The 24,406-nt window shown below is 35.2% G+C and carries 19 protein-coding genes; 13 read left to right on the forward strand and 6 right to left on the reverse strand.

What is annotated here, in order from left to right; genetic code table 11:
- The first annotated feature begins 445 nt into the window (after positions 1-445).
- Positions 446-1,372: a DMT family transporter gene (locus tag ACXR6G_RS11840; RefSeq protein WP_458361643.1), complete on the forward strand. Its 927-nt coding sequence runs from the start codon at positions 446-448 to the stop codon at positions 1,370-1,372.
- Here the strand turns inward: ACXR6G_RS11840 and ACXR6G_RS11845 are convergent.
- Complete coding sequence (locus ACXR6G_RS11845; RefSeq protein WP_458361703.1) at positions 1,369-1,554, reverse strand: S16 family serine protease; 186 nt, start codon at positions 1,552-1,554, stop codon at positions 1,369-1,371. The genes ACXR6G_RS11840 and ACXR6G_RS11845 overlap by 4 nt on opposite strands.
- A gap of 384 nt (positions 1,555-1,938) precedes the next feature.
- Here ACXR6G_RS11845 and ACXR6G_RS11850 point away from each other — a divergent pair, with 384 nt between their 5' ends.
- Positions 1,939-3,138: a PAS domain-containing sensor histidine kinase gene (locus ACXR6G_RS11850; RefSeq protein ID WP_458361644.1), complete on the forward strand. Its 1,200-nt coding sequence runs from the start codon at positions 1,939-1,941 to the stop codon at positions 3,136-3,138.
- A 397-nt stretch (positions 3,139-3,535) separates the two neighbouring features.
- On the opposite strand, the gene ACXR6G_RS11855 is transcribed toward ACXR6G_RS11850, so the two are convergent.
- A complete protein-coding gene (locus ACXR6G_RS11855; RefSeq protein ID WP_458361645.1) occupies positions 3,536-4,528 on the reverse strand; it encodes a sensor histidine kinase in 993 nt (330 codons plus the stop codon).
- Between the two features lie 787 nt (positions 4,529-5,315).
- Here ACXR6G_RS11855 and ACXR6G_RS11860 point away from each other — a divergent pair.
- The 6 genes from ACXR6G_RS11860 (at position 5,316) to ACXR6G_RS11885 (ending at position 12,424) form a co-directional block, all read left to right on the forward strand.
- The gene (locus tag ACXR6G_RS11860) at positions 5,316-5,723 is read left to right on the forward strand and encodes a hypothetical protein (protein WP_458361646.1); all 408 of its coding nucleotides are present in this window, start codon (positions 5,316-5,318) and stop codon (positions 5,721-5,723) included.
- A 1,061-nt stretch (positions 5,724-6,784) separates the two neighbouring features.
- On the forward strand, positions 6,785-7,525 hold the full coding sequence (locus ACXR6G_RS11865) for a DUF6261 family protein (RefSeq protein WP_458361647.1): 741 nt from the start codon (positions 6,785-6,787) through the stop codon (positions 7,523-7,525).
- Between the two features lie 223 nt (positions 7,526-7,748).
- Positions 7,749-8,159 (forward strand): hypothetical protein, encoded by a 411-nt coding sequence (locus tag ACXR6G_RS11870; protein WP_458361648.1) that lies wholly within the window; start codon positions 7,749-7,751, stop codon positions 8,157-8,159.
- A gap of 75 nt (positions 8,160-8,234) precedes the next feature.
- A complete protein-coding gene (locus tag ACXR6G_RS11875) occupies positions 8,235-10,547 on the forward strand; it encodes an ABC transporter permease (RefSeq protein WP_458361649.1) in 2,313 nt (770 codons plus the stop codon).
- 318 nt (positions 10,548-10,865) lie between these two features.
- Positions 10,866-11,645, forward strand: a complete 780-nt coding sequence (gene map, locus ACXR6G_RS11880; protein ID WP_458361650.1) for a type I methionyl aminopeptidase — start codon at positions 10,866-10,868, stop codon at positions 11,643-11,645.
- An 89-nt stretch (positions 11,646-11,734) separates the two neighbouring features.
- Positions 11,735-12,424 carry an IspD/TarI family cytidylyltransferase gene (locus ACXR6G_RS11885; RefSeq protein WP_458361651.1) on the forward strand — a complete coding sequence of 230 codons (690 nt, stop codon included), beginning with the start codon at positions 11,735-11,737 and terminating at the stop codon, positions 12,422-12,424.
- A 74-nt stretch (positions 12,425-12,498) separates the two neighbouring features.
- On the opposite strand, the gene ACXR6G_RS11890 is transcribed toward ACXR6G_RS11885, so the two are convergent.
- On the reverse strand, positions 12,499-14,055 hold the full coding sequence (locus ACXR6G_RS11890; protein WP_458361652.1) for a DUF4301 family protein: 1,557 nt from the start codon (positions 14,053-14,055) through the stop codon (positions 12,499-12,501).
- Positions 14,056-14,326: 271 nt separating this feature from the next.
- Here ACXR6G_RS11890 and ACXR6G_RS11895 point away from each other — a divergent pair, with 271 nt between their 5' ends.
- Positions 14,327-15,277, forward strand: coding sequence for a TIGR01212 family radical SAM protein (locus tag ACXR6G_RS11895; RefSeq protein WP_458361653.1), 951 nt, complete (start codon positions 14,327-14,329; stop codon positions 15,275-15,277).
- 47 nt (positions 15,278-15,324) lie between these two features.
- Here the strand turns inward: ACXR6G_RS11895 and ACXR6G_RS11900 are convergent, their stop codons facing one another.
- Both ACXR6G_RS11900 and ACXR6G_RS11905 read right to left on the reverse strand, forming a co-directional pair.
- Positions 15,325-16,050: a tetratricopeptide repeat protein gene (locus ACXR6G_RS11900; RefSeq protein ID WP_458361654.1), complete on the reverse strand. Its 726-nt coding sequence runs from the start codon at positions 16,048-16,050 to the stop codon at positions 15,325-15,327.
- Positions 16,051-16,146: 96 nt separating this feature from the next.
- Positions 16,147-17,985: a YgiQ family radical SAM protein gene (locus ACXR6G_RS11905; RefSeq protein WP_458361655.1), complete on the reverse strand. Its 1,839-nt coding sequence runs from the start codon at positions 17,983-17,985 to the stop codon at positions 16,147-16,149.
- Positions 17,986-18,216: 231 nt separating this feature from the next.
- Here ACXR6G_RS11905 and ACXR6G_RS11910 point away from each other — a divergent pair, with 231 nt between their 5' ends.
- The 3 genes from ACXR6G_RS11910 (at position 18,217) to ACXR6G_RS11920 (ending at position 21,838) form a co-directional block, all read left to right on the forward strand.
- Positions 18,217-19,056 carry a histidinol-phosphatase gene (locus tag ACXR6G_RS11910; RefSeq protein WP_458361656.1) on the forward strand — a complete coding sequence of 280 codons (840 nt, stop codon included), beginning with the start codon at positions 18,217-18,219 and terminating at the stop codon, positions 19,054-19,056.
- A gap of 228 nt (positions 19,057-19,284) precedes the next feature.
- Entirely contained in the window at positions 19,285-21,087 is a 1,803-nt protein-coding gene (locus tag ACXR6G_RS11915) for a lysophospholipid acyltransferase family protein (RefSeq protein WP_458361657.1), read from the forward strand.
- A gap of 145 nt (positions 21,088-21,232) precedes the next feature.
- The gene (locus ACXR6G_RS11920; protein ID WP_458361658.1) at positions 21,233-21,838 is read left to right on the forward strand and encodes a LysE family translocator; all 606 of its coding nucleotides are present in this window, start codon (positions 21,233-21,235) and stop codon (positions 21,836-21,838) included.
- 90 nt (positions 21,839-21,928) lie between these two features.
- Here ACXR6G_RS11920 and ACXR6G_RS11925 read toward each other — a convergent pair whose 3' ends face one another.
- Positions 21,929-22,948, reverse strand: coding sequence for a DUF2027 domain-containing protein (locus tag ACXR6G_RS11925; RefSeq protein WP_458361659.1), 1,020 nt, complete (start codon positions 22,946-22,948; stop codon positions 21,929-21,931).
- A 169-nt stretch (positions 22,949-23,117) separates the two neighbouring features.
- Between ACXR6G_RS11925 and ACXR6G_RS11930 the strand changes: the two genes are divergently transcribed.
- On the forward strand, positions 23,118-24,353 hold the full coding sequence (locus ACXR6G_RS11930; protein ID WP_458361660.1) for an S-adenosylmethionine:tRNA ribosyltransferase-isomerase: 1,236 nt from the start codon (positions 23,118-23,120) through the stop codon (positions 24,351-24,353).
- The last annotated feature ends 53 nt before the right edge of the window (positions 24,354-24,406 follow it).

The following is a 24,406-nucleotide window of genomic DNA, read 5'->3' on the forward strand; positions in this document are numbered from 1 at the left end:
GATTTTAAACAAAGATAGAAACGCCCATCCTCCCCAAAGAGTTTGGGCTTTTTTATGCCTTATGCTTACTTTGTATGCTCTCAGACTTTCCTATGTTGATGAACTATTGTATCTTCTAAATATTTTAATCTAAAAATGTAATTGTAAGGTGGTGAGGGGATAGTTCGAAAGAGCTGTCCTTTTTTTTTATTATAGGATTTTAAATCAAATTTTTATGTAAATTAGATACTTCTTGAATGGAGGGATTTCCAACTCTAAACTGAAAGCTTTTGTTTCAGTTTAGCTCATCTTTTTCTTTTGTGACTTGATATTATTGATCAACTTATTTCATAGATTTGCGGTCATCCAATGGTTGTTTGATCAGTACCAGAAATCGATTGGCAAAACTTCCGGTATGCGTTTGATTTTTTCATGAATAAGACGAATTTAAAATAGATAAAATACGATGATCGGTACAAAAATAAAAGGCACACTTATGATTTTGCTTTCGGCAATATTTTTTGGGCTTATGCCTTTTTTCGCCCTAAAGATATATGACGCGGGTTTCGATGTGAATAACTTGCTTTTATATCGTTTTAGTTTTGCTTTTATTTGGATAGCTCTATTTTGTTTGTACCGAAAAATTGATGTCAGAATAAATAAAAAGCAATTCTTTTTAATCTTATTTGTCGCTTTTTTTGGAACCATGCTGACCACTTACACGCTTTTTTTATCGTATCAATATATTTCTTCGGGACTGGCAAGCACACTTCATTTTGTATACCCCATAATAACCATTACTCTCGCAAGTATCATATACAAAGAGAAGTTCACTCTTCGAAAAATGATGGCTTTATTATTATCGATTATAGGTATCGGTCTTTTATCGATAGGAGGTGATACTGACTTGAATATAACGGGTATTATTTGGGCTTTATTGTCGGGACTTTTATATGCCATTTACATTATTGGGATGGCGCATAAAGAGCTTAAAAAGCTGTCGCCTTTTAGTGTGGCATTTTGGATTTTTGGGATAACCTCTCTTCTTTTTTTTATTAAGATTTCTTTCACCGGTCAGATCAATACCAACTTCACACCGAGCTCATTATTTTATATTTTGAACCTAAGTGTGTGGTCTACTTTTCTTGCAGTTGTTTTGTTTTATAGGGGAATGAAATTTATTGGACCGGGTAAGGCATCTCTTTTATCAACATTGGAACCTCTCACGGGTGTTATTGTTGGGATATTGGTGTTCAACGAAAAAATGGATATGAAAAGTTCTCTGGCAATTCTATTAATTTTAGCATCGGTGCTTACTATTGTTCAAACAAAAGAAAATAAATTCAGCCTTTTGTTTCATAACAAAAGGCTGAATCGATTAAAGAAAGCTTAATCTGAACGATTATGAATATGCCATTTTAAAACAGCCTTAAAGTAATCTTCAAAATGTGCTTTTACTTCTTTTTTTAAGTATTGAGGTAAATCATCAAAATCCTTTTTATCCTCTTTTGAGAAAAAAAGTTCATGAATGCCCACACGTATAGCAGCTATCGTGTTTTCACGAACCCCTCTAATTGGAAGAACTTACCGGTTAGACTTAATTCTCCTGTCAGAGTAATCTCTTTTCTGCCCCTCCGATTCATTATAAGATGAAGTCCCAATGCCATCGTGATATCTGCTGAAGGCCTATTATTCGTTTTGCTCCTCCATTGACAATTAACGAAACTCAACTTCGAGAAGCGATTGAGATTATTAAGAAAATAATGGCAGAATGCGAACAGACAAAGAATTCTTAATTCATATGTAAAGGGACAGTTCGAAAGAGCTGTTCCTTTTTTTTTGATTGTAGTACAGATAAAAAAGATTATATTTAGTGATAAACTTATCTTTTGAAAAATCCCATCATCATCGTATCTTTAATTTCATAAAAAGTTCTTGTATAAAAGCAATTTGTAGAATATGAACATCAAGGAAAAAACCAAGGAAGATTTGATAAAGGAAATTGAAGCTTTAAAAGAGAATAATTCTGCTATTAAAGCTTCTTTTGAGAACTACAAAACGTGGAAAGAGAGGGCTGAAAATAAATTCAAAATGCTCTTCGAATTATCCCCTATTGGTATGGCTATGGTTGATCATGCAACGGGAGATTTTCTAGAGGTTAATTCATCTGTTTTAGAAGCTACTCAATATACTAAAGAAGAGTTTTTGAATCTTAGCTATTGGGATATCACACCTAGAGAATATGAAGAGCAAGAGATTCATCAGATTAAGGATTTGAATGAGACAGGTCATTTTGGTCCCAACGAAAAAGAATACATCCGTAAGGATGGTACACGATACCCACTTACTATCAGCGGTTCTTCATTTACCGATACGACAGGTAAAAAAATGGTTTGGGGAATTATTGAAGATATTACCGAACGTAAGTTAGCTGAAGAGGTCATAGAAAAGAAAAATGTAGAACTTGAGAATTTAAATATTGAAAAGGATAAATTCTTTTCAATCATTTCTCACGATTTACGGGCACCTTTTAATGGTTTTCTGGGTCTGACAGAGTTGTTATCTTCAGATATATCTCAAATGTCATCAGAAGAAATTATAGAATCTGCTGTAAGAATGAATAATTCTGCAAAGAGTTTGTATGGTCTGCTTGAGAATCTCTTACAATGGGCGAAATTACAAGAAGGACGAATTCCTTTTGTTCCTAGCGAAATAAATATATCCCTACTAACTAGGGAAGTTCTCAATATTGAAAAGGAAGCTATAAAAAGGAAGGAACTCCAAGTCGCTTGTCATATGGATGAGAATCTTCAGTTTATGGCTGATCGGTATATGTTTCAATCTGTGATCAGGAATTTACTCTCGAATGCTATAAAATTTACGCCCCGTAAAGGCAAGGTGGAAATTGTTGGTAAATTGATCGATAATCAACTTAAAATATCGATTCGTGATTCGGGAATAGGTATGAATAAAAATATGATAGATAATCTGTTTAAATTGGGTGAAAATACCAGTCGTAATGGAACAGAAGGTGAAGTAAGTACGGGTTTAGGTTTGTTTCTATGTCAAGGATTTATCGAAAATCATAAGGGCAAATTATGGGCTGAAAGCGATGAGGGAAAGGGGAGTGCCTTTCACTTTATCCTTCCTAATAAATGAGAGCTTTAAATTCAATGGTAGAATTCGAATAGACAACGAATTTTAAAACATATGTAAAGGGACAGTTCGAAAGAATTGTCCCTTTTTATTTGTGTTCAAATTAGGACATTGAGCGAAGTCGAAATGTAAAAGAGGTGGCAAGCTTTGCTTGACGGAGAGATTCGTTTATCAAGCATCGTTTTTTTGCTCTCCCTTACATTTATGGACTCTTTCTGCTGGTTCGCGATTAGCTTCGCTTCGGTAGTATCGAGTTCCTTTGTTTTAAACTAAAACCACACGATGTAATCGTACGGTAACGGGGGAATTGTTGGGAAAAGAGGAGTTCTCACGAATTGCATTTTAAATGCTTTTGTCGAATATTTATTGCTTTATTCGAGAGAACAGGTACTTTACTGGCTTAGCTTGCTATTGGAAGAGAGAACTTGAATTCACTGCCTTTTCCTTCTTCACTTTCAGCCCATATTTTGCCACCTTGTTTCTCAATATATTCTTTGCAGAGTAATAATCCAAGGCCTGTACTTGGTTCGCCATCTGTACCTTTTCTATTTATTTTTGCATTTAATTGGAATAATTTCTGAAGCATCTCAGTATTCATGCCAATGCCGGTATCTTTAACTGAAATAACAACGTTTTTATCATACTCATTTTTAACAGTGAGATATATTTTCCCTCCTCCTGGTGTGAATTTTACCGCATTGGTGACCAGATTTCTGATGACTAGCAGAAGCATATTTTTGTCAGCAAAAACGTTCACATTATCCTGGATATCACATATGATTTCAACATCTTTATTCTTGCTCGATTCCTGTATTATTTCGGCACACGCATATACGCTTGAAAGCAAATGGATTGGCTCAGGATTAAAAGGAATTAAATTTCGGCTCATACTTGCCCAATTTAGGAGGTTTTCGAGAAAGCTATAAAGGGACGTTGCTGATTTATCAATACTCAAGGCAAATTCCTGCATTTCCTCAATCGTCAGTCCGGAAAATTTTTCAGACATCATTTTAGTGAGGCCCATAAGGCCAATAAAGGGATTACGTAAGTCGTGCGCAATGATAGAGAAGAATTTGTCTTTTTCAGCATTGATTAACTGAAGTTCTTCGTTCTTTTTATGGATCTCAATTAGCTGGGCTTTGATTGTTAATTTTGCAATCTCATCATGTTTGTACACGCGTCGGCCAACTAAATATGCAACAATAGAAATGATGATGGGCGCGGTGTCAATAATAAAATGAATTGGGTTAACAGCATGTAGTTTTTTGATGTTCTCCAGTGTGAAGGGTAAATTCTTAATTCCTAAATCAAAAGTAAATGCAATTGCAGGAAATATAAGGCCAAAAGCGATTCCGCCTAAAGTGAACTTTCGGATCAGGTTGAGGTTTTTCATAAACTTAATTTTGTACAAAATGGCAACTGTTTATTGGGGAAAGTTTTCCGCTTTGAGTGTAAAGTAATAAAACAATATGAAAATTCACACATTCCTAACGAGTAGAATAATTCCAAATTAAGGATACATAAAATATACATTTGTTCGGCGTATTACTCACTTCGTTTCGTGATCTCCCTTTGGTCGGTAGATAAGGCAACTGTTTAATCACGATAGTTATCGGGAGCCCAAGAAACTTAGCCAGACCGTTCAAAACTGCCCATCAACCCAAACTCTTTTGGGTTGATGGGCACTTCCCTTAGCTGGTGCGCGATTAGCTTCGCTGAGCTCCACTTCGTTTCGGTAGTATCGCGTTCCTTTGTTTTAAACTAAGACCACACGATACAATCGTGCGGGAGCGGGGGAGTTGATGGAGGCGTATTTCTTCTTCCAAGCACACTAAACAGAAACTTTCTATTTTACCTCCACTTATCGTTTTGCTTTGGTTGTACATATTGTTTACAAGCTTATTTTCATAAATTTGGTTGTATTTATAAAAAGGAGGGTAGTGGCTTATATAACTAGCCAAGCATATTCTTAAATACAGATTTAAGTCTTGCAAAATGAAATGCGCTTTTTTGTATGTGTTCTATGAGCAAAGGCAATAATAACAATGATTTACAAATAATGACAGATAAGTGATATAAGTCGCATTGCGACATATACACTTGTTGTGCCACATGCTAAAACGTAGTTACATTTTTGGGTGGCTCGATGAAGAATTAACTTATGAATAGATATTTAAACAATGAATAATAAGAAACAAAAAATTTACCTGATTTTAGCTTTTATTGTATTGGCTTCTTCACAATTACTGACCCACTTTTACAGACCTTATATCTATAGCAATAGGATAAATGACTATGGATTTGCAGATACAATTGGAAGTTTAGTATGCGTACTTGGTATCTGTTTCCTTTTTTGGGGGGTAAAGAGCTATTCAAACAGAGAAAAGAATAAGCAGATTATACTTGCCACAATTCTTTACAGCATAGTATGGGAGCCTCTTGGACTAATCGGGATCCATGGGACATTTGATTGGAAAGATATTGTAGCGACCTTTATTAGCGGAGGTTTGACTTATATTTTGAAAGAAATAATTGAAAGGAAAATGAACACTATCGATATAGAAAACTCTCCAGTTGACAATAAATGAAAATGCACGATGGCACAACAAAAGCTAAATTTCATGGGCGGTGGAATGCGAATTGAAGTTTAGTGCAATTAATTAACACCAGCAAGCTACTAAAATTGGTTTGTTCAAAATATAAACAATTTCACTCGGCTTGCTTATTTGGCGTTTTGATAAGATTACTCTTTTAATCGCCCACGAAACTTAGCAAGACCGTAAAGATTAAATAGAATCGCCCATCCTCCACAAGAGTTTGGGCATTTTTTATGTTCTTCCCTTATCTCATAGGCCTCCCAGAGAGTCAGTTCAAGCTTTCCCCAAAATGGGAAAGCTATAATCGGAGTTGGTTGAGCCTTCCCCAAAATGGGAAAGTTATAATTTGAGTCCGTTTGGTCTTAGCCCAAATTTGGAAGCTCATAAATCCCTTCGGTTTAATACATCCCAAAATTGGAAAGTTATAATTTGAGTCCGTTTGGTCTTAGCCCAAATTTGGAAGCTCATAAATTCCTTCGGTTTAATACATCCCAAAATTGGAAAGTTATAATTTGAGTCCGTTTGGTCTTAGCCCAAATTGGGAAGCTTATAAATCCCTTCGGTTTAATACGTCCCAAAATAGGAAAGCTATAATTTGTGTCAGTTTGGTCTCACCCCAAATTGGGAAGCTTATAAATCCCTTCGGTTTAATACGTCCCAAAATGGGAAAGCTATAATTTGAGTCAGTTTGGTCTTATCCCAAATTGGGAAGCTCAGAAATCCCTTTGGTTTAATACGTCCCAAAATGGGAAAGCTATAATCGCAGCCAGTTTGGTCTTTCCCAAAAGTGGGAAATTTAGAATACTTCTATTTCTTGTCATTCTGTATTGGAAATAGGGCAAACAATTTTAGTGTTTCTTGTTTAGGTGTTCAAAATAATATTGATAATCTGAATAAAACATGTTGTTCAGCATTCGCATCTTGTTGCTTTGATGATAAACACTTGCTTATTCGTTGTTAGTTAATATGTTTGTAAGTGTTTAGTTATCATGTGTTTTGTTTTTAGAAATGTAAGTTATAACTTGAATAAGCTTTTAATAAATACTTATGTCATGAAAATAATAAAGTTCTATTCTAAAAGATTGCGTAATGCAGAACAACTATCATTGACTAATGATGTGTTAAATATCACCCATTCTTACGATTGGGCAGGAGTAAATGTGCTTAAGCTCCAAACTTGGGTTCAGGAGAGTAATGTCGAATTTAAGAATCAGCTAAACAAGCTGAATACTGTCAACGAAACGCAGGCGGTGAAGATAGCCGACAATGCTTTTAACGATTCGTGGCGAGCCTTAAAATATGTTCTTAAGGCTTGTTTGTTAAGTCCGGTAGCTGCTGAGCGAATCAATGCGGCTATTTTGAACGAACTGATCAATACGCATGTTGTTAATCTGCACAACGAGAGTTATCAAGTTCAAAATGCTACAGCAAAGCTTTTCCTAAACGATTGTGCTAATAAGCCAGAAATTAAAGCGGCTATTACAACTATTAAATTAGACAGCTATATCACTAACATACAAACAGCATTGGATACTTTGCTTGCTGCTATTGCTTTAAGGAAAGACAAAAAAGTAAATGAATTGAATGATAACCAAACTCGCGAGATTAGAACTCGATTGACTGACAACTTGATTAATATGTTTAAGTATTTAGAGGTGATGTCTGACATATCGCCAGGTGGGGACTTGGATAATATGATCAAACAAATAAACGTGAGTATTCAGAAAATTGAAACGGCTGTTAAAATGCGGAGTCATAAGAGCTCAGAGCTCGAAGAAACTGAAATGTCATGATTCAGTGAATAGTTAATAAGTGAGTCCTCTTGTCTAGTCAACGAGAGGGCATTTTTTTATGCTTAAATTCCACTATTAATAATTGAGATAATAAATAATGATCGTAAACGAATCTTTTTTCAGTGTATCGCAATTTGCAACTAAGGCAATTTTATGTCCCATATTTTATTCCATAGGCTCCCTTGATTTCAGTTTCACTCTTTCCCCAAAGTGATTACTAATTATGTTCGTTTATTATGAATATAATTGTATTTTTGTAGGTATGCGAGATGCGATCTTCTATATATTCTTAATAGCTTGCTTTATACTGCTTGTTTCTTCGGATACAAACCGGGAAAAACTTGCAGACGAAGATTATTCCACCTGCCTCTCAGTTGACATGCCCAATGGCACCGAAGGCGTTTTGCCTCAAATTGAATTCGCCTTCAAAAGTCATTTACCCAGTCTGAAAAGTTTTTTGTTTTTAAGTCCGCATTTCTTCGGGGATACCTATCGCATCAAGCAACTTATTACCAGAACCAATCTGAAATCCTACCAATTAAAACGATTGAACCTAAAGGCAGAAAAGGATAAACCCTTTCGGCTAATATTCTGCCTGCCATTCAGCAATCAGGACGATCACGAACTTGTTTAATAGATAATTGTGTTTAAATATCAGTTGTTTCTACAACTGGTACTGATCTCTATTTGTTAAATTAATTCTTATTCAATGTTTATTCATTACCTAAAATCGTTTGTAGCAAGCGTTAAAAAGAACCGTTTTTTCTACTTACTTAATACCATTGGCTTTGCAATGGCATTCCTTTTACTTACTCTTATTTTCACCTATGTTTATCAAGAAACCAGCTTCGATCGGTTTCATAAAAACTCCAGTCATATTTACCGCTTACATTCAGTCGGGTATGGTGTTACTCCTCTGGGTTTTGCCGATCAGTTAAAAGATAAACTGCCCGAAATAGAATCTATGGTCAGGTTTAGTGGAGGGGAATTAAGTGTTGTTCATAACAATAAGGAAATAAGAGTTGGAAAAGTCGAATATACCGACCCCGAAGTTTTTGATGTTTTTTCGTTTCAACTTCTGTCTGGCAACGCCAGCACGCTATTAAAAGCACCCAATACCATAGTTATTAGTAGTTCACTTTCCTGTAAACTGTTTGGGGATCAATCTCCTCTAGGAAAGAGTCTTTATGCTAAAAATGGCAAAACCTTTAGGGTAGAGGGCGTGATGGAGGATATACCTTACAATTCTCATATTCAGGCACAGGCTTTTATTTCTCTCGAAACTTTAAGAGGAGAGGGTGAGGAACATGATTTTAATTGCGGCTCGTGGTCAAGTCTAAGCTATCTTAAATTGTCATATAATGCTGTGATCTCTGATGTTGAGACTAAGATAAATGCTGCTCTTGAGGAATTTAGAATGAGCGATTCCGAGGGTAAAATACCTTTGGAGCTGCAGCCATTGAATGAGATTTGTTTTGATTATGCCAATAATAAATATGATGGATCGAAGCATGTGAACGCACAAACCGTGACTCTGTATTTCGCCATTGCTCTACTATTAATTGGTATTGTTGTTATCAATTATATCAACCTCTCTACAGCAATAGCAGGGGGGCGAATGAAAGAGATCGCTATCCGTAAATTAAATGGCGCCAGTGACTCTCAAATTTTGGCACAAACGCTGCTCGAAGCTATTGCCACTGCACTTGTATCTTTTGGTCTTGCACTTTTGTTTGTCGAAATGCTGATGCCAGACTTGTGCAAACTTTTAAACATTGAAATCTCTCTCGTCTTCAATCGCTCAAGCTTATATCTTATTTATCTAATTATTATTGTCCTAATTGGATCTTTGTCAGGTCTAATTCCTGGGCTATTTCTTTCAAAGTTGAAAGAGATAAGCGTGCTGAAAAAAGAAACGATTTTCAATTCCAATGGCTTACAACGTAAAGCTCTTTTGGTATTCCAATTATTAATTGTGGCTTGCCTTCTGAATGCAAGTTTTATCATGAAAAATCAAATCAATTATATCTTTGAAAAAGATTTGGGATACAAGTACGAAAACATCATCACTTTTCGTTTGAACAAAGACTTGTTAGCGAAAAAGGAGGTTTTAAAACAGGCCTTACTAAAGAAGCCTTACGTCGAAGGTATTTCGTTCTCGACTTGCTTAATGGGAGGTGACTATTCAAAATCATCAATGGGTAATATTGATAATAAAAGGATGTGTTACTGGACTATCATCGATCCTGGTTATACTGATTTATATAATATTAAGCTTGTTGAGGGGCGTAATTTTTCATGGGATAGAACGGCTGACTTTAGTAAGACTTGTATGCTAAATAAAGCAGCTTTGCTTGCTTTTGGAATTGAAAATATTGAGACTGATTTGTTCGAAGGGAAGGAAATTCTAGCTGTAGTCGATGATTTTAACTTTACCTCATTGTACAGTCAAGTTGAACCATTGGTAATATATTGTGGTGAAGATGGGGCTATTGCACAACTTAAGTTTTCGGGTGCCTGTAATGATGACAAGCTGCAAGAAATAGAATCTGTAATGAAGGCTATTTCTCCAAATTCAGACTTTGACTACAGTTTATTGGAAGATAGAATTAAAGCTTTGTATCAATCGGACTTGGATTTAAAAAATAGCATCCAGTTTTATTCTTTCATCACGTTAGTAATAGCTCTGCTCGGCCTTTTTGGTTTGACTTTATTTTTGATTAGGAAGAAGAATAAAGAGATTTGTTTAAGAAAACTCTTCGGGGCAAATTTTAGTGATACATCAAAATTGTTGAGTAAAGAACAAATCTGGATTGTTCTAATTGCAAATATCATGGCGTTGCCAATTAGTTATTGGTTTATGGGAAAATGGTTAACTAATTTTCAGTTTAGACAGGAAATTGATTTTGTAGTTTATATAAAAACACTCATGATTACTCTCGTTTTAACTCTTCTGGCTGTTCTGGTATTGATTGTTAAAACACACAGGGTGAATTTGATTCAGGCTTTAAGACACGAATAAAGAATTGTTATACCATTCTGGTGTACAATTGAGTCGTGTTTCTTTTAAGTTTTAAATTTAAGCATTAGAATGCAATCGAGAGGTAGCAAGGAGACAGTTCGAAAGAGCTGCCTCTTTTATTTATTGATGTTACATCGTAGAATAAATTTATAGTTCAAGACCGCACTCAAATTTTTGATTTATTTTGAAAGCATTTGTTTGCATAAGTAGGAATCATTGCAGACCTTTGGGTGTTCTTTTATTAAGGGCTGTTTGGGAATTAAATCGAGAACAATTCTGTGAAAACATGCAGTTCTAATCTATAGGTTTACAGACTAGATGAGCGAAATTATAATTAAAAATGTAGAGCAAATTGAGGGTGTCAGAAAGAGTTCTCAGTTGGCTGGAAATACACTTAAGTTTATTAGTGATTATGTGAAAGAGGGCGTTAATACGCTTTATCTTGATAACTTAATCGAGCAATATATGCGCGATAATGGGGCAATTCCTGCAACATTAGGCTACCACGGTTATCCAAAATCAAGCTGCATCTCTTTAAATGATGTAATTTGTCATGGTATTCCAAACGAGAAAACCATTTTGAAAGATGGTGATATCTTAAACATCGATGTAACTACGATTCTTGATGGTTACTTTGGCGATACAAGTACCATGTTCACCATTGGTGATGTTTCGAAGCAGGCAGCCAAATTGGTTGAGGATACTGAGCATGCTTTATACTTAGGTATTGAGCAAGTAAAGCCAGATAACTATTTTGGAAACATTGGTTTTGCAATTGGTCGATTTGCTAAGGCCAAAAAATATGGTGTGGTTTACGAGTTCTGTGGTCACGGTATTGGTATGGAGTTTCACGAAGAGCCGCAGGTTGAGCATATCTCACAGCGCAATTCTGGTGAGATTATGAGACCAGGTATGATTTTCACCATTGAACCGATGATAAACATGGGTAAGGCTCGTGCCAAAATAGATGAGAAGGATGGTTGGACAGCGCGTACAATTGATAAAAAACTATCGGCACAGTTTGAGCATACTATTTTGGTTACCAAAGAAGGGTATGAGATTTTAACTGATGTAGGTGAATACGATATCTTCAAATAATCATTCAAGTTTAAAGGATTAAGTGAACAAAGGATAAAGTAGAATTTGACCTTTCAGACCTTTTGACTTTTCATACCTTAAATATATATATGAAAAATGTAGCCGTTATTCTTGCGGGTGGTACCGGTAAGCGTATGGGAGCCTATCTGCCTAAGCAATTCTTGAAGATTGCTGGTAAATCTATCATTGAGCACAGTATTGCTATTTTCGAGAAGCATGCAGGAATCTCAGAGGTTTGTGTGGTTATCCATTCGAATTTTGTTGCCGATGTTGAGCGTATTGTAAGTGAAGCAGGCTTTAAAAAGGTGAACAAGATTTTGTGTGGCGGTAAGCAAAGAAGTGATTCTAGCATGGCAGCCATTTCGGCCTACGAGAATGAGCAAGATGTTAATTTAATATTCCACGATGCGGTTCGTCCTTTCGTAAACCAAAGCATTATCGACGATGTGCTTGCTGGTTTAGCTGCTGGGAAATCGGTTGCTGTTGCTATTCCAAGTACCGATACCATTTTTAAACTGAACGATAAGAAATGTATTGAGTCGGTTCCGCCACGAGATTTTCTTTATAGAGCGCAAACACCTCAGGCATTTTCGTGCAAAATCATAAAGCAAGCTTACGATTTAGCTTTAAACGATCCTAACTTTAGAGCGACTGACGATTGTGGTGTGGTTCTACGATATATGCCCAATGAAGCCATTCATATTGTTGAGGGCGATGAGAAGAACATCAAGATTACCTTTGAACAAGATTTAGCTAAAGGCGAAGATATCATCGCATAAGCTTCTAATAAATATAAAAATGCCCCTCTAGAATTTGAATTCTGAGGGGCATTTCTGTATGTTGTATTCTCTATTTAGTTTCTGTGTTCTACACGAAGTAAGTCGAAAATAGTTTTAACCGGATTAAATGTGATGGTTGGAACCTCAACAAAAATTGTATTCCAATCCGCCATTGCACCATTCCAAAGTCCTGGCAACTCCATCGCTTTTAATGGTGAGCCATTGTGAGCTTTCTTAGAAATAAAGCCTGTTTCAGGATCAATAAATTGAGTCAGGTCATATTTCTTTCCTTTGTAATTCTTAATGCCACAAACTAAGTCAACAGGATTAAAATGAGTTGAAGCACCAAAAATTTTAGCCTGCTTTTTATCCTCATGATCAATTTGTGAACTCTCAATAATATGTAAGGATGAAGAGTTATCTGAGTTTTTAACCCAGAAAGGTCCACCGCCTGGTTCACCTTCGTTTTTAACCATACCACAAACACGAATAGGTCTGTTAAATTTAACAAGCAGATAAGCTCTAAGTTTAGCTAGATTATCAGTTTTAAGTGTCTTAGGTGTTTTTATACAGAGTTGGTTAACAGCGAAGATAAGCATCTCATTTAACCTCTCTGAACTAAGGTCAAGCTTAGAGTTATCCAGTTCGGCAATAAAGTCGAACATTTGTTTTTGGTATTTTAATAAAACACCAGCCAATGCTTCTTTGTATTTATAGGTCTGCTCTTTTAGTCTGTCAGGTACTACATTGTCAATATTCTTAATGAAAACTAAATCAGCTTTTAGTTCATTCAAGTTTTCGATGAGGGCACCGTGTCCTCCTGGTCTGAAAAGTAAGCTGTCATCAACATTTTTGAAAGGCTTGTTTTCTGTATCAACAGCAATGGTATCAGTAGATGCTTTCTGATAAGAGAAAGTCACCTTCAGTTTCCCATCGTATTTTTTTTCAAAAGAAGATCTTGATTTCTTTAGCCTGCGAGCAAAAAGTTTTTTGTGCTCTTCCGAAATAGTAAGATGAAGCTGAGCTGTACCTTTATAATTCATCGAGTAGTGCAAAGCTTCAGCCAAATGTTCTTCGAAAGCTGTTCGGGTGTAATCTGGATATTTATGAAACCTTAATAAGCCTTTAGGTTTGTTGCTATAATTTAAACCATTGGCATTAAGTAAGGTGTTCAGTATCTCTTTGAAATTATTTTTCTCTATAAGATTTTCCATATCTAAACCTTTTTTCTGCAAGGCAGTTCTAAGGTCAACGAAAAATGCAAAGTCTTCAATGTCTTCGAAGAATTTCAGCATTCCCTCGGGCGATTTATCTTTCATATAAGCAAGATAATCTTCCTCTGTTTCCTGATAGTTATTGAGGAAATCATAGAGTTTTTGAAACATTCGAGTAGCAGCGCCTGATGCTGGGACAAACTTGATGACTGATAGTTTCTTTGGTCTATTGAGGTAGTTATCTCTTAAAGTTTTTATTTGGTCATCTTCAATTTTCATAATCCCATCTGTAATAATGGCTGGGTTTACAAGCTTTACTTTAGGAAAACCTGTTTCGAAGTGCTTAAGCTGCTCTTCGATTTTGGTTTTGTCCATACCTCGTTTTTTAATGAGGCTAAGGTCTTTTTTTGAGAACATGGTTTTGCTTTTTGTAAGTTGTCGAAGGACCAAGTTAAAAATTTGTTTTAAATATGAATCCAATTTTAATCAATATTTTGATAAGTTATATTGTGTGTGATTCCTAAGTTGCATTATAATAATGTTTTAGGTCTTGATACTTAATAAAAGATTTATATCTGTATAAACAACATGAACAAAATCGTTTTTATGTTGATGGTAATATGACGGATGCCATAGTGATTGCAATCTGCCTATAAGTTTGTACTTTTGCGGCAAAGTAAAAATAAATATGCAAACAGATATATACCCTTGGGGGCATAGCAAGCGCTATAACGATTTTCCAGGTTTTTTTAAAAAGAAGTTTTCAGAACGCATTCAGAAAGTAACTATCGATGCCGGTTTTACTTGTCCAAATAGAGATGGTAGTAAGGGAACAGGCGGTTGTACTTATTGCAACAATAAGAGTTTTAATCCAGCTTACTGTACGCCCAAAGAATCGGTGAGTGAGCAGATTGATAAAGGGATCTTGTTTTTTTCAAGTAAGTATAAAACACAAAGATATCTGGCCTACTTTCAAGCATTTTCTAATACCTATGGAGAACTAGATCTTTTAAAACGACTTTACGAAGAGGCGCTTTCTCACGAAAAGGTTATTGGTTTGGTCATTGGTACACGTCCTGACTGTATCTCCGAGCCTCTGCTTGATTATCTGGAGAGCTTGGCTAAGGATCATTATATCGCCGTGGAGTATGGTGTTGAGTCTGCTAACAATAAGGCACTGGATGCGATTAATCGTGGACACAGCTACGAGGAAGCTGAAGCGACAATTCTAGCTACAGCTAATAGAGGTATTCATATTGGTGCACACTTGGTTAATGGTTTGCCTTATGATACAACGGAAATGATGTTGGAACATGCCATTCGTTTATCTAATCTACCTATTGAAACTCTAAAGTTGCATCAATTGCAGATATTGAATCATACGGCTATGGCTAAAGAGTATGAGGAAGATCCCAATCGGTTCCATTTATTTGAACTGGAGGAATATATTGATTTTGTCATAGATGTGATGGAGCAAATGAATCCTAAAGTGATGTTGGATCGATTTGTGAATCAGGCACCTCCTGGTTGGTTGATTGCTCCTAAGTGGGGCATCAAAAATTTCGAGTTTGTGGCAAAACTCGAAAAGCGATTGGTAGAAAGAGATACTTGGCAAGGTAGATTATACAAAAAATCCTGATCGACTATAATAAGTGATCAGGATTAAGATATAAAATGAGTTTGAATTTACTTCATTGTTTTTAGCATATTGGCTGCCTTAGGGTGGCCTAATTTTTTTGCATACTCTAAGTTAGCTTTAGCCAGTTTGACGTCTTTTATATTGAAGTAGGCAATACCTCTGGCATAGATAGCTTTTTTGAATTTCTTGTCAATTTTAATAGCCTTGCTATAGTTATTGATGGCTTCTTTGTATTTGTTGAGACAATCTAAAGCGACTCCCTTATTGTAATACAGTCCTGAAACATCAAGACCATTTTTTATAGCCTTATCGTATTCTCTTATGGCAGCATTGAAATCCCCAATATAATATAAGGAGATGCCTTTGTAGTGCAAGGCTTGCAGGTGATGAGGATTAACTGCAAGAATTTGATCGTAATCCTTAATAGCCTCATTATATTTACCTAAGTTTTCAAAGATAATAGCTCGATTTAAAAGCGCTTCTTCTGAATAGCCCTGGATTTTAATGATATGATTAAGATCTTTCAGTGCTTTGGTATTCTTCGATAAAAATGTGTTAGATATAGCACGATTGAAATAAGCAGGAAGAAAATCTTTATCTAAGCTTAATATTTCTGTGAAAACTTGATTCGCTTTCTTGAATTTTTTCTGTTGAAAAAGTTCCATCCCTTTTTTATTGAGCTTGTCAATTTTCATCTGAGTACATGATGAAAAACTCAAGGCAAAAAGTAGAATAAAGCTTATGAATTTTAATCTCTTAATAACAATAGGCATATAAGGGAATTATAAATTTTGATCTAATGTATATAATATCGACAAAAATTAAAAGGTTTTTGCCGATATATATTGTAAATTAAAAAGCTTCTATGTCTAAGCTCCGAAAAGCTTCTTTATTAAATCTTTCTTTCCCATATTGATTAATTCAGTCTTTATTGCGTTTCTATACTCATTTTTATACCAGAATAAGAATTTACGTTGCGAGAGTTTATCTTCCTTTGTTTTAGGCGTGTAAACCTCTTTCTGCGTATAAGGGTGGTAGCCCGAATAATATATAACTGTTGCAACAGTCATTGGTGTTGGTGTAAAGTCCTGAACTTGCTCAAGTTTGAAATCGAGTTCCTTTGTTTTTACAGCTAGATCAGCCATGTCAACACCTTGAGATCCAGGATGGCTAGAAATAAAGTAGGGAATCAATTGCTGATTAATCCCTTCTTCCTTATTTATCTTATCGAAGAGATCCTTAAGCTCATAAAATAACTTAAATGAAGGCTTGCGCATGATATCTAAAACTTCATCAGAAGTATGCTCTGGTGCAACTTTTAGTCGTCCAGATACATGATTTTTAATCAGTTCAACTGCGTATTCACGATTAGCCTTATTTGCTTCTTCGTCCTTGGTTTTGTGAAGCATCAGGTCGTAACGAACACCACTACCAATAAATGATTTCTTAACACCAGGGATTTTATCAACCGCTTTGTAAATATCAAGCATCGGTTTGTGATTGGTATTCAGGTTAGGACAAACATTTGGATGAATACATGAAGGTCGTCTACACGTTTGGCAGATGCTTTCAAAAATCCCTTTCATCTGATACATATTGGCCGAAGGACCACCTAGGTCAGATAAATACCCTTTAAAGTCAGGCATTTTTGTAACGTATTCAACCTCTTTTAGAATTGATTTCTGTGATCGGTTTGCAATGAATTTACCCTGATGAGCAGATATTGTACAGAATGAGCAACCACCGAAACACCCTCTATGCATGTTGATAGAGAATTTAATCATATCATATGCCGGAATTTTCTTGTCTTTATAACGAGGGTGCGGCATACGCGTGTATGGCAAATCGAAAATAGAGTCAAGTTCCTTTTCTTTCATCACAGGGTAGGGAGGATTTACTATAATCTCAGAATCCTTATAGCCTTGAATTAGTTTTTTTGCCATCATGGAATTAGATTCCATTTCGATATGGCGAAAGTTACCTGAGAATTTTTTCTTATCCTTTAAACAATCTTCGTGAGAATATAGCTCTTGAACTTCCCACTTTTTCTTAGTTGCATACTCTTCATCTTTTTTTGCAATAAATGAAGTTTGAGGAACCGTTGTTAGTGTTTCAAAAGGAACACCTCTTTTTAGTAATCTAACGATCTCTTTGAGAGGTTTCTCACCCATACCGTAAACCAATAAATCGGCTGCACTGTCGCATAGGATACTAGGTCTTAACTCATCTAGCCAATAGTCGTAATGTGTTAAACGACGCAAAGAGGCTTCGATACCACCCAATAAAATAGGGGTGTCAGGATATAGTTTTTTTAGAATTTTAGAATAAACGATACTTGGCATATCTGGTCTTTGTCCATGTCTACCATCTGGCGTATAGGCATCATCGTGACGTAATCGACGATTCGCTGTATAATGATTCACCATGGAATCCATATTACCAGCTGTAATACCGAAGAATAAACGTGGCACGCCTAACTTCTTGAAGTCGCGTAAATCGTCTTGCCAATTGGGTTGAGGAATGATAGCAACTTTTAAGCCTTCATTCTCTAGGATACGACCAATAACCGCAGATCCAAATGAAGGATGATCGACATAGGCGTCACCGCTAAATAAAATAACATCTAGTTCTTCCCATCCTCTTTCTGCAACTTCTTTTGCCGAAGTTGGTAACCATTGGTTGTATAGTCCTGATATATCGTCTTTCATCTTTATTATTTTCGTTGACTTATCGAATCAAAACAAATCGATAACTCATATACTTAAAACCTTATCTCAATTGTGATTGAGAGGTGCAAAATCACTTTGTTTTGTACCATTGGCGCAAAGTTACTACTTTATTTATAAACATTTTAAAGAAGCATGAATTTATACAAAGGGTGGCTTGATCCATTATCTTTGGTAGTTCTGCAAGTTTTCACAAAAAAAGACATTTATTTCATGAGATACTTTTCATACCATACTCATACAAATTATTGCGATGGAAAAGCTAAAGCTGAAGCTTTCATAAAACGAGCAATAGAATTAGGGATGAAAGCGGTGGGCTTTTCTTCGCATGCACCATTCCCTGTAGAAGTTTCGTGGAATATGGATGAGAATCGCTTGATGAGTTATGTGAGTGAGATTAGGGCCTTATCTGCTAAATATGAGGATGAAATTGATGTTTATCTCTCGTTGGAGTTGGATTATATACCTGGAGTTACTAAACCATTTGCAGAAACGAAAAAACAGTGTGGTTTAGATTATACCATAGGGTCTGTACATCTGGTTAAATCACCAGTTGAAAATGAATTCTTGTTTTTGGATGGGCCCGACACGAACTATTCTCATGGATTGGAATGTTTCTACAATGGAGATATAAAGAAAATGGTTACGGACTATTTTTCACAAATTAACGAGATGATTCTTGATCAAAAACCCGATATTATTGGTCATATCGATAAAATAAAGATGAATAATAAAGGTCGATATTTTTCAGAAGAAGAAAAATGGTATCAAGATTTATTGAAAGAATCGATAGCTGTTTTAAAAGAAACAGATTGTATTGTGGAAATTAATACGCGTGGGCTTTATACAAAGAAATCACCTGCATTTTATCCTGACTATAGTTTTGCAAAAACATGCCAAAAATATAAGATTCCTATGACCATCAGCACCGATGCTCACCACCCAGATGAATTATTGCTGTATTTTGATGATGCAGCCAAAATGCTGAAAGAATCTGGTTATGATAGCATTCGGATTTATGATAAGGGAAGGTGGAAAGATGTGGGCATATAAAATGTTAATAATGTTCATTAATTATGAGAATAAATACTATTTTTACTCGATTGAAAAGCGGCTGAGCATACGTTTTATCTGGTAATAGGTGTTGGTTTTTAATTCTCAGTCGTTTATAATTTAAAAAGAATTACAGGTGGATTCATATTCTTCGGAATAATGTTTTTATTGAAACACATAGAGTTAGGTGTTGTTTCTATAGTCCATTTTAATATAAAATATTTACCGATGAAATTGGTTGATCCCAAAGATTTATTGAAAGCGAGTGAGAGTTTGAGTTGGTTTGGAGGAGAGAGCTTTGCCAAGCTATTAATGTATATTCTGCGATTGAATAAATTGAACGATTTGTATTCTGCAAATTGCGAGAAATCAGGTGTAGAATTTATTGATGGTTTAATTGACGACTTGGGAATCAAGTTTGAATTTGATGAAGAGGAGTTAAAACGCATTCCCTTGGATGGAAGCTTTATCAGTATTTCCAATCACCCATTTGGTGGGATAGATGGTATTTTATTGATAAAACTCTTGAGTGATATTCGTCCTGACTTTAAGGTTATGGCTAATTTCATTCTGCAGAAAATAGAACCTCTTAAGGATTGTTTCTTAGGCGTAAACCCATTTGAAGATAGAAAAGCTGCAGCCTCAAGTATGGCTGGAATAAAGGAGGCTTTACGTCACATGAGCGACGGTGCTCCTTTAGGGATTTTTCCAGCAGGAGAGGTTTCTGCTTATCAATCAGAATCTAAAAATATTACCGATAAACAATGGCAGCCTTCTATTCTTAAGTTTATTAAGAAAGCTGAGGTTCCTGTTGTTCCAATTCACTTTCAGGGAAGTAATAGTTTGATTTTTTACTTGATGGGAATGATTCATCCTGTTTTGAGAACAGTAAAGTTACCATCGGAATTATTAAATAAAAAGAACAAAACCATTCGTATACGTATAGGAAATCCTATTTCGGTTAAAGACCAAAAAGGTTTCTCAGACATCAATCAGTATGGGCGCTTCTTAAGAGCGAAAACCTATATGCTAGGAAGTACTGTTGAAGTGAAAAAGTTTTACGAAAACAAGTCAACTAGCAAAAAGAAGAAAGCTGAGGATATTATTCCCCCTGTTGACCCTATGCTAATTAGTAAGGAAATTGATGGCTTGTCTAATCATTTGTTATTTAAGTCGAAAAGTTTCTCAGTTTATTGTGCACCATCAGATGAGATACCTAACGTTTTAAATGAGATTGGTCGATTAAGAGAAATCACTTTTCGTGAAGTGGGAGAAGGAACGAATCAGAGTATTGATGTTGATGAGTATGATTTGTATTACCATCAGCTCTTTATTTGGGATGAGGCAAATCGAAAAATTGTTGGTGCTTACCGTGTAGGAAAAGGTAAGGAGATTTTGAATAAATATGGATTGAAAGGGTTTTATCTACAATCTCTGTTTAAAATGAAAAAGGCTTTTCAACCCGTTTTGAGTGAATCAATCGAGTTGGGTCGATCTTTTATCGTCAAAGAATATCAAAGAAAACCAATGCCACTTTTCTTGTTGTGGAAGGGTATTATGTACTTCTTACTCAAGAACCCTGAGTGTCGCTATTTAATAGGTCCTGTTAGTATCAGTAATGAGTATTCTAATACATCAAAAGATCTGATTATCAAGTTTATTATGCGTAACTATTTCGATTACGAGATGGGGCAGTTTATTAAGTCGCGTAATAAATTTAAAGTGAAGGTGAAAGGTCTTGATATGGATATTTTGCTTGAAGCAGCTAAGAGTGATATCAATAAGCTTGATAAACTAATTGGTGATTTTGAGGTTTCCAATGATAAGCTTCCAGTGCTACTTAAGAAGTATATTTCATTAAATGCCAAAATTATTGGTTTTAATATCGATCCAAACTTTAACGACTGTTTAGATGGCTTAATTGTTGTCGACTTATTCGATGTTCCTGTAAATATGATAGAATCATTGACTAAGGAGATTAATAGCGAAGAGGTTTCAAGTCGTTTTATTACTCGTGAAAAGAATAAGTAATTTATTTTATTCTTTTTAACACAATATTTTAAAGAAGCAGAGGTCTAATTGTATATAATTGCGATCTTTGCAGCTTAATTTTTTATTCGAAAAAGCCCATCACTTGGATATTCAATATATAATAAAAGGAATTTTTATAGGTCTCATGGCATCAATACCATTGGGGCCAATTGGTGTCTTAATTATTCAAAAGACACTTCAGAAAGGTAGACTTGCAGGTTTTATATCTGGTTCAGGTGCTGCTGTTGCTGATACTTTATTTGCTTCAATCGCTGTATTAGGCCTAGGTTTTGTGATTAACTTTATTGAAGCACAGGAATTTTATTTTAGATTAGTTGGATCGATATTTTTAGTCATTGTCGGTCTAAGAATTTTCTTTACCAACACTATAAAACAATTCAGAAAGTCCCAGACTCCCGGGAAACGAGGGATGTTAGGTGATTTTTTTGCTATCTTTTTCCTCACACTTTCGAATCCGATAGCCGTTATATTCTTTGGAGCTATGTTTGCAGGGGCATCCGTTTTTGGAGATGCTAACTCAACTAGGGTGTCTATGTTTTTATTGCTAGGTGTTTTGCTAGGTGGATCACTTTGGTGGTATGGGCTTTCAACTTTAGTTAATGTTTTCAGGAAAAAATTCAGACTAAAGCAGATGTTTTGGATCAATAAGATTTCAGGAATCATTATTGCCATTTTGGGTTTTCTGTTATTTCTATCCTGCTTTGAACCAATAAAATCATTTTTAAATTAAGCGAACTTCAGTTCTTAAAATATAAAAAAAAGAGAAAGTAATTAATTTACTTTCTCTTTTTTGTTAAATCATATTTTTGTTATTGGCAGATTATTTAATCGTAACCATAGTTGCACCATAACCATATTCTTTGAATGAGGCATCTTGTGAACTATGCTTTTTATATTTCCTTTTTAGTTCACTAAGTACTTTTTGTTTCAAAGTTCCATTTCCAATTCCATGAATAAAAACGATTTTCTTACCCTTATTACTTTCATTCTCTCGTAATACTTCATGAAATTTTTCCATCTGGAAATTCAATATATCAGCATTTGAGAAGCCTGTAACTGAGTCGATCAATTTATTGATATGTAAATCAACTTCTAAAATATTAGTCTTAGGATTCAGTTTTGGACTTTGAGGCTTATTTGTTGTTCCTTCTTTTTCTCGAATCACTTTATTAAAATCTTTCTGACTCAACTCATCTAACTTATGCTCGATACCATCAGCTGTAAGTTGATGAAGAATGACTTGTTCGTGAAAATAATCAGTGAGCTTGTAGGAATTCGATTTGTAAAATTTTACGGCTGGAATTCTCACCGTTTTATTAATCGGTGATTTAGGCGTAAAGTCACCTGACTGATAATACAATACTTGAAAATGAAAAGCACTTATTTTTCCAAGATCCTTTTGGTCGAACTCAGTTAATAATATTTTTGAATTCGGATCGATATTACCAGTTGTAATCCCTTCAAATTTTTCACCATTCTGATTAAAGAAATTGTAAAGAAGAATAGAATTGGTATCGTTTATAAGATAGAGTTCTAATGGACTAGATGTGATTTCATAACCAGCTCGTGGCACAAAAGCAAAATAGATATCTTCCTTCTGAACTTTTAGAGGCTCACTCTTTGCAGTTGACGCCACTTTTTTATTTGTTGACAGACTGTGGGAAGCTGATGAGTTGCCTTCAGATTTTGATTCAATAACAACTAGATCCTTTTTAAGAGTTGGAATCTCGAAATCATCTTCATCATTAACCATTACAGTTTTAGCATCGATAATTCGGGTAACTCTTCCGCCTCCGGTTTCGCTAAGAAATTTGACTTTATCTCCAATATTAATTTGCATGTGCTATCTGTTTTGTTGCCTTCAGATCTAAATCTTTGAAAAATAATATCCCGAATGAGTGGAATCTGAGGCATTGTTTTATATTACGAACAAAGTTAACTATTTTTGCACACCAATTCCATTCCCTAACAATGGAGAATGGTATTGTTGAGTAATATTAAGCGGAGAGATGGAAATTAGAACAAAAGATACAGTAATGAATCCACAGTGCATTCAAATATCAGACTTTACATATGATTTACCCGATGATAAAATTGCCAAATATCCTTTAGGCAATCGTGAGGAATCTAAGTTGTTGGTGTATAAGAACAATGAAATCAAGGAAAGAGGATTTCAAAATTTACCAGAAGAAATTGCTGAAGGCACAACAATGGTTTTCAATAATACCAAAGTGATTCAAGCGAGATTAATATTCTATAAAGAAACTGGTGCCCGTATAGAAGTATTTTGTCTGGAACCTTTAAATCCAGCTGATTATAATTTGGCATTTCAAGCGAAAAGCGTTTGCACATGGAAATGTATCATTGGAAATTTGCGTAAGTGGAAAACAGGAGTTCTTAAAATGAGTTTTATGTTCGAAGGGAAAGAAGAATTTCTTTGTGCAGAACATATTGAGAATTTGGATGGTGCACATGAAATTAAATTTACCTGGGAGAATCAGACATTATGTTTTAGTGAAGTTCTTGAACTGACAGGTAAGATTCCAATTCCTCCTTATTTGAATCGTGACACCGAAAATACAGACCTCGTTCGTTACCAGACGGTTTATTCTAAGCATGAGGGTTCTGTGGCTGCTCCAACAGCTGGCTTGCATTTTACAGATGCCGTATTTAATCGTCTGGATGAAAATGGCGTAAAAAGATCCGAATTAACGCTCCATGTTGGTGCAGGAACTTTTAAACCTGTAAAAGTAGAACAGATTGGTGATCATGAAATGCACACTGAGCATATTCAGGTGAATATATCGAGCTTACAACAAGTGATTGATGCAGAGAATGGTATTGTTGCAGTAGGTACAACTTCGGTTAGAACACTTGAAAGTTTATACTGGTTAGGCGTTAAGTTACTCTCAGGTAAGGAAAATCCCTACTTACTTGAACAATGGGATGCATATACGCTAAATGGAAGTTATACTCGACTGGAAGCATATCAGGCCATAATAGATTTTATGAAGAAGGAGAATTTATCTTTATTTAATGCTGCTACACAGATTATCATTGCACCTGGTTATGATTTTAAAGTTATCTCAGGATTAGTGACTAATTTTCACCAACCTCAGAGTACTTTGCTTTTATTAATTTCAGCTTTGGTGGGTGACAAATGGCGCGAAATTTATGATTATGCTTTGAATAATAAGTTTCGTTTTTTAAGTTATGGTGATAGTTCTTTATTGATGAAGTCATAATTGAAGATATATTAATAGATTTTATTATATTTATTACCGATAAGAGCTTTTGC

The organism is Ancylomarina sp. YFZ004 (genome assembly GCF_054254355.1).

Excerpts from the sequence above, each read along its gene's own strand:
- ACXR6G_RS11840 (WP_458361643.1), top strand. The coding sequence starts at position 446 with ATGATCGGTACAAAAATAAAAGGCACACTTATGATTTTGCTTTCGGCA.
- ACXR6G_RS11850 (WP_458361644.1), top strand. The coding sequence starts at position 1,939 with ATGAACATCAAGGAAAAAACCAAGGAAGATTTGATAAAGGAAATTGAA.
- ACXR6G_RS11855 (WP_458361645.1), bottom strand. The coding sequence starts at position 4,528 with ATGAAAAACCTCAACCTGATCCGAAAGTTCACTTTAGGCGGAATCGCT.
- ACXR6G_RS11860 (WP_458361646.1), top strand. The coding sequence starts at position 5,316 with ATGAATAATAAGAAACAAAAAATTTACCTGATTTTAGCTTTTATTGTA.
- ACXR6G_RS11865 (WP_458361647.1), top strand. The coding sequence starts at position 6,785 with ATGAAAATAATAAAGTTCTATTCTAAAAGATTGCGTAATGCAGAACAA.
- ACXR6G_RS11870 (WP_458361648.1), top strand. The coding sequence starts at position 7,749 with ATGTTCGTTTATTATGAATATAATTGTATTTTTGTAGGTATGCGAGAT.
- ACXR6G_RS11875 (WP_458361649.1), top strand. The coding sequence starts at position 8,235 with ATGTTTATTCATTACCTAAAATCGTTTGTAGCAAGCGTTAAAAAGAAC.
- map (WP_458361650.1), top strand. The coding sequence starts at position 10,866 with ATGAGCGAAATTATAATTAAAAATGTAGAGCAAATTGAGGGTGTCAGA.
- ACXR6G_RS11885 (WP_458361651.1), top strand. The coding sequence starts at position 11,735 with ATGAAAAATGTAGCCGTTATTCTTGCGGGTGGTACCGGTAAGCGTATG.
- ACXR6G_RS11890 (WP_458361652.1), bottom strand. The coding sequence starts at position 14,055 with ATGTTCTCAAAAAAAGACCTTAGCCTCATTAAAAAACGAGGTATGGAC.
- ACXR6G_RS11895 (WP_458361653.1), top strand. The coding sequence starts at position 14,327 with ATGCAAACAGATATATACCCTTGGGGGCATAGCAAGCGCTATAACGAT.
- ACXR6G_RS11900 (WP_458361654.1), bottom strand. The coding sequence starts at position 16,050 with ATGCCTATTGTTATTAAGAGATTAAAATTCATAAGCTTTATTCTACTT.
- ACXR6G_RS11905 (WP_458361655.1), bottom strand. The coding sequence starts at position 17,985 with ATGAAAGACGATATATCAGGACTATACAACCAATGGTTACCAACTTCG.
- ACXR6G_RS11910 (WP_458361656.1), top strand. The coding sequence starts at position 18,217 with ATGAGATACTTTTCATACCATACTCATACAAATTATTGCGATGGAAAA.
- ACXR6G_RS11915 (WP_458361657.1), top strand. The coding sequence starts at position 19,285 with ATGAAATTGGTTGATCCCAAAGATTTATTGAAAGCGAGTGAGAGTTTG.
- ACXR6G_RS11920 (WP_458361658.1), top strand. The coding sequence starts at position 21,233 with ATGGCATCAATACCATTGGGGCCAATTGGTGTCTTAATTATTCAAAAG.
- ACXR6G_RS11925 (WP_458361659.1), bottom strand. The coding sequence starts at position 22,948 with ATGCAAATTAATATTGGAGATAAAGTCAAATTTCTTAGCGAAACCGGA.
- ACXR6G_RS11930 (WP_458361660.1), top strand. The coding sequence starts at position 23,118 with ATGGAAATTAGAACAAAAGATACAGTAATGAATCCACAGTGCATTCAA.